This is a genomic window from Aeromonas enterica, from assembly GCF_054052465.1.
In genome coordinates, this window is the sequence record NZ_JBSTYL010000047.1 from 1 (window position 1) to 16,155 (window position 16,155).

Consider the following 16,155-nt stretch of genomic DNA (forward strand, 5'->3'; position numbering starts at 1 on the left):
CGTTACGGAAGGGGAGTAAATATCAAAGCGTGTTTGCATGAGGCGCTGGGGCACCCCATGCAACACGTAATTGGGACATAGCCTTTTTCATTGGCATGTGCAGGGGATCAGTAACCCTTGTCGAAGTCTATCTTGCCGTCCAGCGGCTGGCCGTCAATGAAGCGGATGTAATTACGCACGAAGATCTGGGCCACATCCTCGGGGAAGCTGTAGGCGCTGTTATGCGGCGTGATGATGAGGTTGGGTTGGCCCCAGAGCGGGCTGTCGACGGGCAGGGGCTCCTGCTCGAACACATCCAGCACCGCCATGCCCAGCTTGCCAGTGCGCAGGGCGGTCAGCAGATCGCCTTCGTTGATGGCATTGCCGCGACCAACGTTGAACAGGATGGCGCCCGGTTTGCAATGCTCGAAACGGGATGCGGTGAACAGATGACGGGTCTCGCGAGTGGCGGGCAGGACGCTGACGATGACATCGGCCTGAGTCAGCATCTTGTTGAGTGCGGGTAATTGGTAAACCTGATCGAAACCTACCCGCTCATGGCCGCTGCGACTGACACCAAGCACCTTCATGCCAAAGTGTTTGCCGGTGATCGCCAGGTGCTGGCCTATGCTGCCGGTGCCCAGGATCAGCAGGGTGCGCCCCTTGAGCCCTTGGTACGGGTGGCTTTGCCACAGTCGTTGTTTCTGTTGTTCCCGGTAGAGCGGTAGTTGACGCATCAAATTGAGCAGGTGGCCGAAAACATACTCGCTCATCAGCGGGCCGAAGATACCGCGCACATTGGTGAGTTGATAATCGCGGCGGCAGCTGGCATCCAGCAGCACGTCGACCCCGGCATAGGTGGATTGGAACCAGCTCAGCTTGTTGGCTTTGGCCAGCAGCGGTTTGGCTCGTGCCGGCTCGGCCATCAGTATGTGGGCCTCCCCGATCAGTTTCTCGCCATCGCTCTGGTTGTCGGCTCTCAGAATGTGTAAATGGGGGAGGTGGGCCGCCTTGAGCAGGCGCTCGTAGTGCGCGTTGTCCTGGCTGAGCAAAAGAAGGGTACGTTGACTCATACTCTTGTTCCTTATCAGATTTGCGGCGCGGGAGAGAGGCCGCTCTGTCTTCATCTTACCCGAGTTGATCGGGCAAGATAGTCGACCGGGCCGCTTTTTCATTTTCGCGCGGCCCCTCGTGGGCTACAATCTGCCCCACATTTTGCAAAGGATCCGACTCCAGTGTTTGGTGACAAGTTTTATAAGCGACTGGCCGAGCTACAGCCTTGGCAACAGACCGTCTACACCCTGGCGCTGGCAGAGCGCATGTACCCCAACTATGCGCTGTTTACCCAGGCATCCGGTTTCGGCGATGCGAAGGCGTTTCGCAACGCGCTGGATCAGATGTGGAACTACCTGACGGTAAAGGGATCCCGCGTCAATCTGGGGGCTATCCTGGAGGCGTTTGAAGTCTACATTCCGGAGCCCAGCAAGTTTGAATCCTACGGTGCCTATCCGGCGCTGGATGCCTGCGTGGCACTGGGATGTGCCTACAATTCGGTGATCTGCCGGGTCGGCGAAGAAGCCGAAGATGCGAGCCACGCCTCAGTGGGCACCGTGGCCGGTTTCATCGAGATGCTGGAAGAGCGCGACATGACTGAAGAGGAACTCTACGAGCACGAGTACATAGAGGCAGAGCTGGAGTTTCAGGTCGAGCTGCTCAAACGGGTAGCCCATGAGCGTGACAGCGACCGCATCCTGGCGATCAGGGTCTTTGCGGCCCAGGACGGTGTCTCCAACATAGGTATCAGCCTGGACGAGTGATAGATACCGCCACGGGGTCTGTCGAAAAAGTCCCCATAGAAAAAAAGCTCCCGACGGGAGCTTTTTTTATGCCCGCAACTTTTCTATGCCCGTTCTTCGGTGAGCGGTCTCACACTCAGCACGGGGGCGGCATCGATGCCATCGGCGTTCATCATGGCCGAGATACGTTGCAAAGAGGAGAGCAACAGGCCTTGCTCCCAGGTTTCCAGCGCCTGGAAACGTTGGATAAAGCTCTCTTGCAGCGGGGTCGGTGCCTGGGCAAGCAGGGCACGGCCTGCATCAGTGAGTGTCGCGTGAACCTTGCGTTTGTCGGTTTCACTGCGGATGCGCTGCACCAACTGGCGGCTTTCTAGACGGTCCATGATGGTGGTCGCGGTGGCCTGGCTCATGTTGGTGTGATCCGCCAGCTGACGCATGGAGATCTGCCCCAGTTCGTTGATCCCCTTGAGCAGCAAAAGCTGGGGGGATGTCAACCCGGCCTCCTTGATCAAGCGCTTGGAGTGCATATCGATGGCACGAATAATCTGGCGCAATGCGACCAGCACTTCATCATGTTTTTCCATTGGGTGTGAGTCATTTGGGGGCGGTTGAGAGGCGCAAAATTTTCCACCTAATTCGTCACAAGGTCAATATTGTTTTTGGTGTAATGATTTCTGCTCTAATGATTTTTGTGTTAGGTTATCGAGCATTTTCCGTATTTTAACCTGATATTTGAGGAGCGAGATGATGATTAATGATCTGGACATCAAGTCTCTGGTTGCCGAGCTACGGGTAGTCAGAGTACGTTATGAACTGCCTGATACCTCAGCGTTTGTGCGCTATCAACCCGCCTATGACGAAGACCCCAATACCCTCAAGGTGCACCATTATGATGGTGAGCTGCCTCTCTCCTGTAGTGAGACTGGTTCTTTCAACCTAAAGGAGTTGGTGAACGAATTACGCTATGCCTATGTGCTGGTCCACCTCTTTCCTGACGAAAGTGCCATGAATTTCTATCTGACCGGCCTTGATACCGGCCTGGCCCAGCTGGAGTTCATTGGCGGCTCCTATGACTTCAACCGCCTCTGGATCACCAGTGGTATCTCCAATCTGGGGGTGCCCATGGCCATCTTCCTTGGCAAGCGCCACGCCGTGAATGGGCAGCCTTCCGTCACTTTGGTGGACCATCGTGAACTGGCCGCAGGTCAGATGGTTTATCGCGCCATCGGCGGTGCCGGTGATCATGTGGGCGAAGATTTTTTCAACAACGACTAAGGAGGCCAGATGAGAGCAACCAAAGGGCTATTGAAAGGCCTCAACCCGACCATGGCCATGACGGCACTCACCGTCATTACCCTGTTCCTGCTATTTGGCGTATTTGTACCCGAGACGGCGGCCAGCTGGTTCGTCGGGGCCAAGGATCAGATCATCGCCGGGTTCAAGTGGTACTACATTCTGGTGGTCGCCCTGTTCCTGTTCTTCGCTGTCTATCTGATGTTCAGCCGCTTTGGCAGCATCCGGCTGGGTGACGACGACCAGGTACCGGAGTTCGGCTATTTTGCCTGGTTCTCCATGCTGTTCAGCGCAGGTATGGGCATAGGTCTGGTGTTCTGGAGCATCGCCGAGCCCATGAACCACCTGCAGGGCAACCCCTTCATCACCGAAGGCATGACCCCGGAGGCGGCCCAGATCGCCATGCGCCTCACCTTCTTCCACTGGGGTCTGCACCCTTGGGCCATCTATGTGATCGTCGGCCTGTCGCTGGCCTTCTTCAGTTATCGCCGCAAGTTGCCGCTGGCCATTCGCTCCGTGCTCTATCCCATTCTTGGTGAGCGGATCTACGGTTTCTGGGGTCATGCCGCCGACGTGCTGGCGGTGTTCGGTACCGTGTTCGGGGTGGCGACCTCCCTTGGTCTTGGTGTCTCCCAGATGAATACCGGCCTCAACCAGATGTTCGGCATGGCGGTGTCGCAAACCAACCAGCTGTGGCTCATCGGTGGCATCAGCCTGATCGCGACCCTGTCGGCGGTCTCAGGCGTGGGACGTGGGGTCAAGCTGCTCTCCGAGCTCAACATCTGGCTGAGCGTCTTTGTGCTTGCGCTCTTTCTGGTGCTGGGGCCGACCACTTATATTCTCAACGCCTATGTGCAGAATATTGGCGACTACCTGCAAAACATCGTCAAGCTCAGCTTCTGGACCAACACCGAAGCCAATGGCACCTCGGCCTGGCAATCGAGCTGGACCGCCTTCTACTGGGGCTGGTGGATTGCGTGGGCGCCGTTTGTCGGCATGTTTATCGCTCGTATCTCCAAGGGCCGTACCATACGTGAGTTTGTACTCGGTGTGCTGTTGGTCCCCTCCCTGCTCGGCATGTTCTGGTTGACCGTGTTTGGCGGTACTGCCATGAACCTGGAGCTATTTGGTGGCGGTGGCGTGGTGGCGGCAGTGAACAAGGATGTCACTCTGGCGCTCTACCAGACGGTGGAACTGCTGCATTGGGACACCTTCGGCTGGATCGCCAAGGGGGTATTGACCCTGCTCATCTGTACTTACTTCATCACCTCCAGCGATTCGGGTACGCTCGTGATTACGACGCTGCTCTCCATCGGCGATCAGGATCCTCCCGTGCTGCACCGCGCCATCTGGGGTCTGGGGCAGGGACTGGTGGCGGCAATCTTGCTGGTCTCCGGTGGACTGGCGGCACTGCAGGCGGCCAGCATCATAGCTGCGCTGCCGTTCTCGCTGATCATGTTGGCCATGTGCTATTCGCTGATACTGGGGCTCAAGCAGGAGAGTCAGCACCAGTTCGAGTACCGGCAGAAGCTCAAGCGTCATCCCGGTTCAGTCAACCTGAGCCTGCTGGATCGCATAGGCCCGGCCTGACCACGCTGTGGCAAACAGTGCAAAACGAAAGGGGAACCGCGAGGTTCCCCTTTCTCATTGCTCTTCCTTGTGCTCAGCGGCCGATGTTTACAACATCTGCTTGAGGCGGTAGAGCAGATCGAGTGCCTGACGGGGGGTGAGCTCGTCCGGGCGCACCGCTTCCAGCTCATCTACCACCGGATGGGTCTGGGGCGCCAGCGTCACCACTGTCGGGCGTGTTTCACCGGCGGCCACCGGGGTGGCGCTTTCCAGCTCGTGCAGTTTGTGACGGGCCTGCTGGATCACCGATTTCGGCACTCCCGCCAGCGCTGCGACCTGCAGACCGTAGGAGCGGCTGGCCGCCCCTTCCTGCACCGCGTGCATAAAGGCGATGGTGTCGCCGTGCTCCACCGCATCGAGGTGGACGTTGGCCAGCCCGTCCATCAGCTCCGGCAGCCGGGTCAGCTCGAAGTAGTGGGTGGCGAACAGGGTGTAAGCGCCAATTTTGCTCGCCAGTTGCTCGGCACAGGCCCACGCCAGCGAGAGGCCGTCGTAGGTGCTGGTGCCGCGGCCAATCTCGTCCATCAACACCAGACTGCGGGCGGTGGCGTTGTTGAGGATGTTGGCGGTCTCGGTCATCTCCACCATGAAGGTGGATCTTCCCGAAGCTAAGTCGTCCGATGCCCCGATGCGGGTGAAGATGCGGTCGATGGGGCCGATGCGGGCGCTGTCGGCCGGGACGAAGGCGCCGATATGGGCCAGCAGTACGATCAGCGCGGTCTGGCGCATATAGGTGGATTTACCGCCCATGTTGGGGCCGGTGATGATCAGCATCCGCCGTTCCCGCTCAAGCCGGATGGGGTTGGCAATAAAGGGAGCGCTCATCACCTGCTCCACCACGGGGTGGCGGCCCGCCTCGATCAGGATCTGATCCTCATCGATCAGGGTGGGGCAGCGGTAGTCCAGGGTTTCGGCTCGCTCCGCCAGGTTGGCCAGCACATCCAGCTCCGCCAGCGCGGCGGCCGATTCCTGCAGATCGCCGAGGTGGGGCAACAAGGTGTCGAGCAGCTCTTCGTAGAGTCGCTTCTCCAGTGCCAGCGCCTGAGCCTGGGCGGTGAGCACCTTGTCCTCGTACTTTTTCAGCTCGTCTATGATGTAGCGTTCGTTGTTCTTGAGGGTCTGGCGGCGTATGTAGTGGGCCGGCACCAGATGGCTGTTGGCGCGGCTCACCTCGATATAGAAGCCGTGCACCCTGTTGTAACCCACCTTGAGGGTGTTGATGCCGGTCAGCAGCTTTTCCCGCTCCTCGATGCGGGCGAGGCTGGCGGTGGCGCCGTTGGCCAGATCCCGCAGCTCGTCGAGCTCCTGATTGAAGCCGTCACGGATGACGCCACCATCGCGGATCAGCACCGGTGGCACCTCCATCACGGCGCGCTCCAGTAACTCCAGCAGCTCGGGGAAGGTGCTGGCGCGCTCATTCAGCTGTTGCACCGCTTCGTGGTCATTATTCGCCAGCAGGCGCTGCAGCTCGGGCAACTGGGCGAAGGCCTGACGCAGGCGGGTGAGGTCGCGCGGACGGGCAGATCGCAGGGCGAGACGGGCGAGCACCCGCTCCACATCGCCGACCTGACGCAGCAGACTACCAAGATCGTCATAGAGGTTCTGCTCGATGAGCTCCTTGATGGTGCTCTGGCGCCCTTTGAGGATCACCCGATCGCGGATCGGCTGGTGGATCCAGCGCTTGAGCAAACGGCTGCCCATGGGAGTGGCTGTGCGATCTAGCACTTCGGCCAGGGTATTTTCATACCCACCCGCCAGATTCTGGGTCAGCTCCAGATTGCGACGGGTGGCGGCATCCATGATGACCGCATGATCGGGCTGCTCGAGGCGCACGCTGCGAATATGGGGCAGGGCGGTGCGCTGGGTGTCCTTGACGTACTGCATCAGGCAGCCGGCGGCGCACAGGGCGGTCTCGCTCTGGTCGACACCAAAGCCCACCAGATCCTGAGTACCGAACTGCTGACACAGCAGTTTGCGGGCAGTGCCCAGCTCGAACTCCCACTCGGGGCGACGGCGCAGGCCTCGGCGACCCTCGACGTGGTGCAGAAACTCGAAGGATTCGGGATAGAGCAGCTCGGCTGGATTGGTGCGCTGCAACTCCGCCAGCAGGGTCTCTTCCTTGTCGAACTGGTTGATGAAGAAGCGGCCGGAGCCGATGTCCATGGTGCCGTAGCCGAAGCGGCGGCCATCGTGGTAAACGGCGGCGATCAGGTTGTCCTGGCGCTCACTCAGCAGCGCTTCGTCGGAGACGGTACCCGGAGTGATGATACGAATGACCTTGCGCTCCACCGGCCCCTTGCTGGTGGCGGGATCCCCCACCTGCTCGCAGATGGCGGCAGATTCGCCGAGCTGCACCAGCTTGGCCAGATAGCCCTCGATGGCATGATAGGGCACCCCCGCCATGGGGATGGGGCTGCCCGCCGACTGGCCGCGTTTGGTCAGGGAGATATCGAGCAGCTGCGAAGCCTTGCGGGCATCGTCGTAGAACAGCTCATAGAAGTCGCCCATCCGGTAGAACAGCAGGATCTCCGGGTTCTCGGCCTTGAGGCCAAGGTACTGCTGCATCATGGGCGTGTGGGCGCTCAGATTGGCGCCGGGGGCTGCGCTGGTGGCGCCGCTGGCTTGGTGTTGTGCGGTCATGTTCTATTCCAGAAGGTACTTCTGTGGGCCAGTGTCTATTGTCAGCATGCTGAATTTATGGGGGGACATTCTACATGGTGACGACCACATGGTGGGAGGTTATATCGAGGTGAGACAAGGTGAACGGGGGTTGCGTCAGATCGGAAGCGCTGATGGATGTGAGAGAGATAGGAGAAGAGGGGGCAATCAAAACCTGTGTGGGTTTGGTCTGCGACGGGTTGGGGGTTGCCATTTGCACGTGGTGATGCGGCAGCGCCCGGTCATCCCCCTTGCTCAAGGAAGTAAGGGGGACAGTCTAAAAAGCGAGAGAATGCCCTTAGTACATGGCCTCGCTATCGTTCAGCATCGTTTGCAACTTGCTCTTCTGCTCGGGCGTGAGCACCTTGCTCACGGCAAATAGATAGTGGGCGCGATGATAGCGGACCTCGGCCTGGATATTGCTGATGGTTTGCAACTGCTGCTTGGCGGCGGCTTCATCCCACTTGCCGGACTTGATCATGTTGACGATGACGTCTTGGCCAATCGAATCCAGCTTGACCGCACTCAGATCTTTGGTCGCTTCCTCGCGCAATTTTTTGATTTTGGTCATCTGCTCGCTGGACAGGTTGAGCTCTTTTGCCAGTGTGGACTCGGTTTGCAGCTCAGGGCTACTTTCGCTGGCAAATGTGTTGCTGGCAAAGCAGATCGCCAAGGCTGCGGCGGCGATTTGGAAATGTTTTTTCATGGACTTTCTCCTGAGAACCGCAAAACGTGGCGGTGCCAGTCGATTGTATGGCGCTTCCCTGTACCGGGGCTTACAACGTAATAACATCTCCATGTTATTTAGCGCTGTCTTTCGGGCTCGTAGTGATCATGCCGAGAATGTGGTTGGTTGCGAGGGCTGAGGGGGGATCGCATAATGAGCTCCTGCAACAAACAAGGGAGGCGGAATGAAACTGGACGCTGAAATAGAGCACATCGCCACCGAGCTGGGCCTGGCCCTGAGCCAGCGTGGTTGGCTGGCGGCCACCGCTGAATCCTGTACTGGTGGCGGGGTAGCCACGGCCATCACAGACATTGCCGGCAGCTCAGGTTGGTTTGATCGCGGTTTCGTCACCTACACCAATGAGGCCAAGCAGCAGATGCTGGGGGTGAGCGACCGGAGCCTGCGGGAACAGGGCGCCGTGAGCGAGGCGGTGGTGCTGGAAATGGCCCGTGGTGCCTTGGTGAACTCGTCAGCCGCGATCAGTGTCGCCATCAGCGGCATTGCCGGTCCCGGCGGCGCCACGGAGGACAAACCGGTCGGCACAGTCTGGTTCGCCTGGGCGGATCGCAGCGGTCGTCATCACTCTTTGCTGGCCCGCTTCGACGGGGACCGCCGGCAGGTGCGCCAGCAGGCAGTCAGGCAAGCGCTGTCCGGTTTGTTGGCCCTGCTCAGATAAATTGGGCTTGATACTGTATGAATAGACAGTATACTTAGCCCAACTTCACTTCTTACTCACGATTTCCAGCGGAGATTGGCATGGATCAGAACAAACAGAAGGCACTGGCGGCTGCGCTGGGTCAGATTGAAAAGCAGTTCGGCAAAGGTTCCATCATGCGTCTGGGCGACAGCAAGACCATGGATATCGAAGCCATCTCTACCGGTTCCCTCTCTCTGGACGTGGCGCTGGGCATCGGCGGCTTGCCGTGTGGTCGTATCGTCGAGATCTACGGCCCGGAATCTTCCGGTAAAACCACCCTCACCCTGCAGGTGATTGCGGAAGCCCAGAAGAAGGGCAAGGTCTGTGCCTTTATCGATGCGGAACACGCCCTCGACCCCATCTATGCCGCCAAGCTGGGCGTCAACGTCGACGACCTGCTGATCTCCCAACCGGATACGGGTGAGCAGGCGCTGGAAATCTGCGACATGCTGGTTCGCTCCAACGCCGTTGACGTCATCATCGTCGACTCGGTGGCGGCCCTGACACCGAAAGCGGAAATCGAAGGGGAAATGGGTGACTCCCACGTCGGCCTGCAGGCCCGTCTGATGTCCCAGGCGCTGCGCAAGCTGACCGCCAACATCAAGAATGCCAATTGCCTGTGCATCTTCATCAACCAGATCCGGATGAAGATCGGCGTCATGTTCGGCAGCCCGGAGACCACTACCGGTGGTAACGCGCTCAAGTTTTACGCCTCCGTTCGTCTGGATATCCGTCGTATCGGTGCCATCAAGGAAGGTGACGAAGTGGTCGGTAACGAGACCCGCGTCAAGGTGGTCAAAAACAAGGTCGCGCCTCCCTTCAAGCAGGCTGAATTCCAGATCTTCTACGGCGTCGGTATCTCCAAGGAGGGCGAGCTGGTGGATCTGGGCGTCAAGCACAAGCTGATCGACAAGGCCGGTGCCTGGTACAGCTACAACGGCGAGAAGATTGGTCAGGGCAAGGCCAACGTGATGAAGCTCTTTTCCGAGAACAAGGCGATGGCGGCCGAGGTCGAAGCCAGACTGCGTGAGCTGCTGCTCTCCGGGGATGCGCCGGCCGAGAAGCCGGTGGCGGCTGACGAGCTCGAAGCCGAAAGCGAACAAGAGTTCGAATAACAGGAAGGCCGGGCTAACCCCCGGCCTTGTCATTTATGGCTGATATATCTACTCCCAGCGAGCCCCCTGAACTCTCCTTCGAAGAGCAGTCTGCCGCCGCCAGAGCCTTCGCCATGCGAAGCCTGGCCCGCCGCGAAAGCGCCGAGTCGGAGCTGGCCAACCGGCTGCGCAAGCAGGGTTTCAATGACGAGGCGATCGAGGCGGTGCTCGACTACTGTCGCGGCTACAGCTGGGTCGATGACGAGCGTTATGGCGCCATGGCAGTACGAGCTGGTGCGACCAAGGGGCATGGCCCTATCAAGATCCGCTTCGATCTGCGCCGCAAGGGATTGAGTGATGCGCAGATCGAAGCCGCATTCGAGCAACCCGAGCTGGACTGGTTCGAGTTGGCCTTTGAATTGCTGCAACGACGGGCCAGAGTCAGTGATCTGGGTGATTTCAAGTTGCGGATGAAGTGGATCAAGTATCTGCTGGGACGCGGATTCAACCAGGAGCAGGCCCGTTATGCCATCGCTGCCATGATGGAGCTGTGTGCCTGACATGGTGCTTCGGTTGAATGGGTCGCCAGGAACACGGCTTGAAGAGGGGGCTTGGGCGGCTCGTGGTCATGGCTCTTGGGCGGATGGCTATCGTACCTGGCCTCACCACTTTGGTTATCGAGAGGCTTGCCACACCCATACCTTCACTGCCCGGCGCTTTTCCTGAACTACTCTTGGGTGCACCTCGTTCCTTCCTTCTCTGTGCTTGCATTGCACGGGCTCCTTATCAGGCATGCAACCCGCGCGGACCATGAGTGCCATCGGATGCGCAACACAGCCTCATCTGCACGCTATTCCGCTATGGCTGGCCGAATCGCCGGTAGCCGGCATACCGCTGGGGTGATAGACCCTCGGGTTCGAGCCTGAAAATCCTCCCGCTGCTGACTACATTTCCCCGATAAAAACGGCAGGTTTGCCTCCCTTGTTTGCCAACACAACATTATGCGCGCTTTTTCACCCGTCACGGGCTGGTAAGTTTTACTTTACCCCGTAGAAAACTTACATTAATGCGGTTAAAAGTCCGTATTCGAATCAAGCAGGATTTTCCATGTATATGTCCACGTCAGAGTTACGCTCAGCGTTCCTCGAGTATTTCCGCTCCCAGGGGCACCAGGTTGTCTCCTCCAGCTCGCTGGTACCGCATAACGACCCAACCCTGCTGTTCACCAACGCAGGTATGAACCAGTTCAAGGATGTATTCCTTGGCGCCGACAAGCGTGCCTATAACCGAGCCACCACGGCCCAGCGTTGTGTGCGGGCTGGCGGCAAGCACAATGACCTGGAAAACGTCGGCTATACCGCTCGTCACCATACCTTCTTCGAGATGCTGGGCAACTTCAGCTTCGGTGACTACTTCAAGCAGGACGCTATCCGTTTTGCCTGGGAATTCCTGACCGGGACCCTCAAGCTGCCCAAAGAGCGCCTGTTGGTCACCGTATATGAAACGGATGATGAAGCCTTCAACATCTGGGCAAACGAAGTGGGTGTGCCAGTCGAGCGCATTGTGCGCATTGGCGACAACAAGGGTGCTCCGTTTGCTTCCGATAACTTCTGGCAGATGGGTGATACAGGTCCGTGCGGCCCCTGCACCGAGATCTTCTATGACCACGGCGATCACCTCTGGGGTGGCCCTCCCGGTTCACCGGAAGAGGATGGCGACCGTTTCATCGAGATCTGGAACGTGGTCTTCATGCAGTTCAACCGTCAGGCAGACGGCACCATGGAGCCGCTGCCCCGTCCGTCCGTGGATACCGGCATGGGTCTGGAGCGTATCTCCGCCATCATGCAAGGCGTCCATTCCAACTACGAGATCGACATCTTCCAGGCGCTGATCAAGAAGGCTGCCGAGATCGTCGGCACCACGGATCTGAGCAATCAGTCCCTGCGCGTCATCGCCGACCACATCCGCTCCTGCGCCTTCCTGGTGGCGGACGGTGTCATGCCCTCCAACGAGGGCCGCGGCTATGTGCTGCGTCGCATCATCCGCCGCGCCGTGCGTCACGGTCGCAAGCTGGGTGCCACCGAGGTGTTCTTCTACAAGCTGGCCGCCGAACTGGCCGTGCAGATGAAAGACGTGGCGGCCGAGCTGATCGCCCAACTGCCGCTGGTCGAGCGCGTGCTGCGCATTGAGGAGGAGCAGTTCGTTCGTACTCTGGATCGCGGCCTGCTGCTGCTGGAAGACGTGTTGACCAACCTGGGTGATGCCAAGATCATCCCGGGTGATGTGGTGTTCAAGCTGTATGACACCTATGGCTTCCCGGCTGATTTGACCGCCGATGTGGTGCGCGAGCGCGAGATTGGTATCGACGAAGAGGGCTTCAATGCCGAGATGGAGAAGCAGCGCGCCCGCGCGAAAGAGGCCTCCAGCTTTGGTGTGAACTACAACGAGGTGCTCAAGCTCGACTTCGAGACCCCGTTTACCGGTTACAAGCAGCTGAGTCAGAAGACGACCGTCGTCGGCATCTACAAGGATGGCGTCGAAGTGAACGGCCTCATCTCAGGTGAAGAGGCCGTGGTAGTGCTGGCCGAAACCCCCTTCTATGCCGAGTCCGGCGGTCAGGTGGGTGACAGCGGTATCCTCAAGGTAGATGACGGCATCTTCGCCGTGACCGACACCCAGAAAGCGGGCAAGGCCATCATTCACAAAGGATATCTGGAGCTGGGCACCCTGGAGAAGGGCGCCGAGGTCGAAGCCGTGGTCGATGGCGAGCGCCGTCAGGCCGTGGCCCTGAACCACTCTGTGACCCACCTGCTGCATGCGGCCCTGCGCCAGGCGCTGGGGGATCACGTGACCCAGAAGGGTTCTCTGGTGGGGGCCGAGCGCATGCGCTTTGACTTCTCCCACTTCGAAGGCTTGACCATGGCGACCATTCGTCGCATTGAAGAACTGGTCAACGCCCAGATCCGTGCCAACCACGATGTCGTTACCCAGGTGATGGATCTGGAAACGGCCAAGTCGGCCGGTGCCATGGCGCTGTTTGGCGAAAAATACGAAGACGACGTGCGCGTAGTACGCATGGGCGACTATTCCACCGAGCTGTGCGGCGGTACTCACGCCAAGCGCACTGGTGACATCGGTTTCTTCAAGATCATTGCCGAGAGCGGTATTGCAGCGGGTGTGCGTCGTATCGAAGCGGTGACCGGCAAGGGCGCCATCGATTTCATGCACCAGCTGGCAGAGCAGTTTGAAGAGGCCGCCGCGCTGGTGAAAGGAGATCAGTTCTCCATCGGCAGCAAGGTGCGCCAGCTGCTGGACAAGTCCAAGATGATGGAGCGTGAACTGGAGCAGCTGAAGGCCAAGCTGGCGGCTCAGGCCGGTAGCGACCTGCTGAGCAAGGTGATCGAAATAAATGGCCAGAAGGTACTGATTGCCGCGTTGGAAGGGGCTGATCCCAAGTCACTGCGTGGCATGCTGGACGAGCTGAAGAATCGGATGAAGTCCGGCGTCGTGTTGCTGGCAACCAGCAGCGATGACAAGGTCAATCTGATCGCCGGTGTCACCAGTGACCTGACCGCCAAGGTGAAGGCCGGTGAGCTGGTCAATCTGGTGGCCCAGCAGGTAGGCGGCAAAGGCGGTGGTCGTCCCGACATGGCTCAGGCGGGTGGTACCCAGCCGGAAGCTGTGCCTGCGGCACTGCAATCTGTTCACTCCTGGCTGGAAGAGCGCCTGTAATCGGGCGAGGTGATCTGTGGCACTCTATGTACAGAAGTACGGCGGCACCTCGGTCGGCACGCTGGAGCGGATTGAGGCGGTGGCTGAGCGGGTTGAGCAGACCCGCGCCCAGGGACATGACGTGGTGGTGGTTGTCTCCGCCATGTCGGGCGAAACCAACCGGTTGCTGGGCATGGCCCAGCAGCTGGATCCGGATGCCAACCGGCGCGAGATGGATGTGCTGGTCTCCACCGGTGAGCAGGTCACCATAGCGCTGCTGGCGATCGCGTTGAACAAACGCGGTTGTCCCGCAGTCTCGATGACCGGCGATCAGGTGCGCATTCATACCGACTCAGCCTATGGCAAGGCGCGCATCAGCCATATCGACACCGATCAGGTTCAGGCGGCGTTGGGCGCGGGCAAGGTGGTGGTGATCGCCGGATTCCAGGGCCGTGATGAGCACAACGCCATCACGACGCTGGGGCGCGGTGGTTCGGATACCACGGCAGTCGCGGTAGCGGCAGCCATCAAGGCCGATGAATGCCAGATCTTTACCGATGTGGATGGGGTCTATACCACGGATCCGCGCATCGAGCCCAAGGCCCGTCGTCTCTCCACCATCACCTTTGAAGAGATGCTGGAGATGGCGAGTCTGGGGGCCAAGGTGCTGCAGATCCGTTCGGTGGAGTTCGCGGGCAAGTACTGCGTGCCACTACGGGTACTGTCGAGCTTTGTCGATGGAGAGGGAACTTTAATCACATATGGAGGTGAGAGGATGGAAGCTCCCCTGGTATCCGGGATTGCGTTCAATCGCAACGAGGCCAGCCTGACTATTCTGGGTGTGCCGGACCGGCCCACTGTGGCGGCGCAGATCCTGAATCCGATCAGCGATGCCAACATTGATGTCGACATGATAGTGCAGAACACTCTGGGAGATGGCACCGCCGATTTCACCTTCACGGTGAATCGTGATGACTATCGTCGGGCGCGAGCCCTGCTGGAGGAGACTGCCAGCGAGCTGGGAGCCGCCTGTGTGCAGGGCAACGGCGAGATAGCCAAGGTGTCCATCGTCGGCGTCGGCATGTGGAATCATCCTGGTGTCGCCCGCACCATGTTCAAGGTATTGGGCGAGGAGGGGATCAACATGCAGTTGATTTCCACCTCTGAAATCAAAATATCCGTGGTGATTGACGAGAAGTACCTGGAGCTGGCGGTGCGCGCGTTGCACGCCGCTTTTGGGCTGGATAATGAGCCTCATGAGCAGCCCTTGGGTAACAATCCCTGATTGATTTAGTTTCAACCATTTACCATATCGGTATCTTTGTAAGATAATGTCGCATATCGATATAAATACAAAACAGGATACAGGAGCAAGCGAATGCTTATTTTGACTCGTCGTGTAGGGGAAACCCTGATGATTGGTGACGAAGTGACTGTCACCGTACTGGGCGTTAAAGGCAATCAGGTTCGTATCGGTGTGAACGCACCGAAAGAGGTCTCCGTGCACCGCGAAGAGATCTACATGCGGATACAGGCCGAGAAAGTTCCGGGCCAACCGAATTTCTAAGCCGCATCGATAGCTGCTTGAAGGCGACACCTCTGTGTCGCCTTTTGTTTTTCCGTGTCCCGGAAATCGGTCTGCAAGGCACTAAACTGCGGGATAAGTACTGATATTGTTTGAATATTCCACGCTTTGACCAAATGCTGAGCGAACACGCTTTTTTCTCCAAAAAAGTGTTTGACTAAAAATCCCTGTGAAGTATTATCAGCCCCGCAAACGGAGAGGTGGCCGAGAGGCTGAAGGCGCTCCCCTGCTAAGGGAGTATGCGGCTTATACCCGCATCGGGGGTTCGAATCCCCCCTTCTCCGCCATTTGCGCCCGTAGCTCAGCTGGATAGAGTACCTGGCTACGAACCAGGTGGTCGGAGGTTCGAATCCTCCCGGGCGCACCATATTACGACTCAAGCAAGAGTCATGTGTTGACCATCAGCAAGTCGGCACTTTGGAAAAGGCTTACTGATAAGTAAGCTTTTTTTATCGTTTTAAATCAGGGCGCCCGTAGCTCAGCTGGATAGAGTACCTGGCTACGAACCAGGTGGTCGGAGGTTCGAATCCTCCCGGGCGCACCATTTAAAGCAATATTACAAATTTATGAGCGCCCGTAGCTCAGCTGGATAGAGTACCTGGCTACGAACCAGGTGGTCAGAGGTTCGAATCCTCTCGGGCGCACCATTTTTAAAGCAGTACCAAAGTTTGTGAGCGCCCGTAGCTCAGCTGGATAGAGTACCTGGCTACGAACCAGGTGGTCAGAGGTTCGAATCCTCTCGGGCGCACCATATTTCAAGCAGTACCAAAAGTTGATGAGCGCCCGTAGCTCAGCTGGATAGAGTACCTGGCTACGAACCAGGTGGTCAGAGGTTCGAATCCTCTCGGGCGCACCAAACAGACAGCCTCGACTTCGGTCGGGGCTGTTTTTTTATGGCTATGTCCCAATTACGTGTTGCATGGGGTGCCCCAGCGCCTCATGCAAACACGCTTTGATATTCACACCCCTTCCGTAACGCTCCAGCA

General features: G+C 58.5%; 13 protein-coding genes and 6 tRNA genes. 15 read left to right on the top strand and 4 right to left on the bottom strand.

Annotated elements, in window-relative coordinates:
* Positions 1-107 precede the first annotated feature (107 nt).
* Complete coding sequence (locus ACW5XD_RS23495) at positions 108-1,052, bottom strand: D-2-hydroxyacid dehydrogenase (RefSeq protein WP_456496964.1); 945 nt, start codon at positions 1,050-1,052, stop codon at positions 108-110.
* 162 nt (positions 1,053-1,214) lie between these two features.
* On the opposite strand from ACW5XD_RS23495, the gene ACW5XD_RS23500 reads away from it, so the two are divergent.
* On the top strand, positions 1,215-1,796 hold the full coding sequence (locus ACW5XD_RS23500; protein WP_456496965.1) for a YjaG family protein: 582 nt from the start codon (positions 1,215-1,217) through the stop codon (positions 1,794-1,796).
* Between the two features lie 83 nt (positions 1,797-1,879).
* Here the strand turns inward: ACW5XD_RS23500 and ACW5XD_RS23505 are convergent, their stop codons facing one another.
* On the bottom strand, positions 1,880-2,359 hold the full coding sequence (locus ACW5XD_RS23505; protein WP_241344178.1) for a MarR family winged helix-turn-helix transcriptional regulator: 480 nt from the start codon (positions 2,357-2,359) through the stop codon (positions 1,880-1,882).
* Between the two features lie 163 nt (positions 2,360-2,522).
* On the opposite strand from ACW5XD_RS23505, the gene ACW5XD_RS23510 reads away from it, so the two are divergent.
* Positions 2,523-3,050, top strand: coding sequence for a hypothetical protein (locus ACW5XD_RS23510; protein ID WP_456496974.1), 528 nt, complete (start codon positions 2,523-2,525; stop codon positions 3,048-3,050).
* Positions 3,051-3,059: 9 nt separating this feature from the next.
* Positions 3,060-4,658: a BCCT family transporter gene (locus ACW5XD_RS23515; protein ID WP_456496966.1), complete on the top strand. Its 1,599-nt coding sequence runs from the start codon at positions 3,060-3,062 to the stop codon at positions 4,656-4,658.
* An 87-nt stretch (positions 4,659-4,745) separates the two neighbouring features.
* Here ACW5XD_RS23515 and mutS read toward each other — a convergent pair whose 3' ends face one another.
* Complete coding sequence (gene mutS / locus ACW5XD_RS23520) at positions 4,746-7,337, bottom strand: DNA mismatch repair protein MutS (RefSeq protein ID WP_456496967.1); 2,592 nt, start codon at positions 7,335-7,337, stop codon at positions 4,746-4,748.
* 316 nt (positions 7,338-7,653) lie between these two features.
* Positions 7,654-8,061, bottom strand: coding sequence for a Spy/CpxP family protein refolding chaperone (locus tag ACW5XD_RS23525; RefSeq protein WP_456496968.1), 408 nt, complete (start codon positions 8,059-8,061; stop codon positions 7,654-7,656).
* Between the two features lie 205 nt (positions 8,062-8,266).
* Here ACW5XD_RS23525 and ACW5XD_RS23530 point away from each other — a divergent pair, with 205 nt between their 5' ends.
* From ACW5XD_RS23530 to ACW5XD_RS23585, 12 genes are all read left to right on the top strand, one after another.
* Positions 8,267-8,758, top strand: a complete 492-nt coding sequence (locus ACW5XD_RS23530) for a CinA family protein (protein ID WP_456496969.1) — start codon at positions 8,267-8,269, stop codon at positions 8,756-8,758.
* 80 nt (positions 8,759-8,838) lie between these two features.
* A complete protein-coding gene (gene recA, locus ACW5XD_RS23535; protein ID WP_456496970.1) occupies positions 8,839-9,894 on the top strand; it encodes a recombinase RecA in 1,056 nt (351 codons plus the stop codon).
* Positions 9,895-9,929: 35 nt separating this feature from the next.
* Positions 9,930-10,433 carry a regulatory protein RecX gene (locus tag ACW5XD_RS23540; RefSeq protein ID WP_456496971.1) on the top strand — a complete coding sequence of 168 codons (504 nt, stop codon included), beginning with the start codon at positions 9,930-9,932 and terminating at the stop codon, positions 10,431-10,433.
* Between the two features lie 547 nt (positions 10,434-10,980).
* Positions 10,981-13,605, top strand: coding sequence for an alanine--tRNA ligase (gene alaS / locus ACW5XD_RS23545; protein WP_456496972.1), 2,625 nt, complete (start codon positions 10,981-10,983; stop codon positions 13,603-13,605).
* Positions 13,606-13,621: 16 nt separating this feature from the next.
* Positions 13,622-14,869, top strand: coding sequence for an aspartate kinase (locus ACW5XD_RS23550; RefSeq protein ID WP_456496973.1), 1,248 nt, complete (start codon positions 13,622-13,624; stop codon positions 14,867-14,869).
* A gap of 93 nt (positions 14,870-14,962) precedes the next feature.
* On the top strand, positions 14,963-15,151 hold the full coding sequence (csrA, locus tag ACW5XD_RS23555; RefSeq protein WP_005315760.1) for a carbon storage regulator CsrA: 189 nt from the start codon (positions 14,963-14,965) through the stop codon (positions 15,149-15,151).
* A gap of 212 nt (positions 15,152-15,363) precedes the next feature.
* A tRNA-Ser gene (locus tag ACW5XD_RS23560) sits at positions 15,364-15,456 on the top strand.
* Between the two features lie 3 nt (positions 15,457-15,459).
* Positions 15,460-15,536, top strand: a tRNA-Arg gene (locus ACW5XD_RS23565).
* A 100-nt stretch (positions 15,537-15,636) separates the two neighbouring features.
* A tRNA-Arg gene (locus ACW5XD_RS23570) sits at positions 15,637-15,713 on the top strand.
* A gap of 26 nt (positions 15,714-15,739) precedes the next feature.
* Positions 15,740-15,816, top strand: a tRNA-Arg gene (locus ACW5XD_RS23575).
* A gap of 27 nt (positions 15,817-15,843) precedes the next feature.
* A tRNA-Arg gene (locus ACW5XD_RS23580) sits at positions 15,844-15,920 on the top strand.
* Positions 15,921-15,948: 28 nt separating this feature from the next.
* Positions 15,949-16,025: transfer RNA gene (locus ACW5XD_RS23585), tRNA-Arg, on the top strand.
* Positions 16,026-16,155 lie beyond the last annotated feature (130 nt).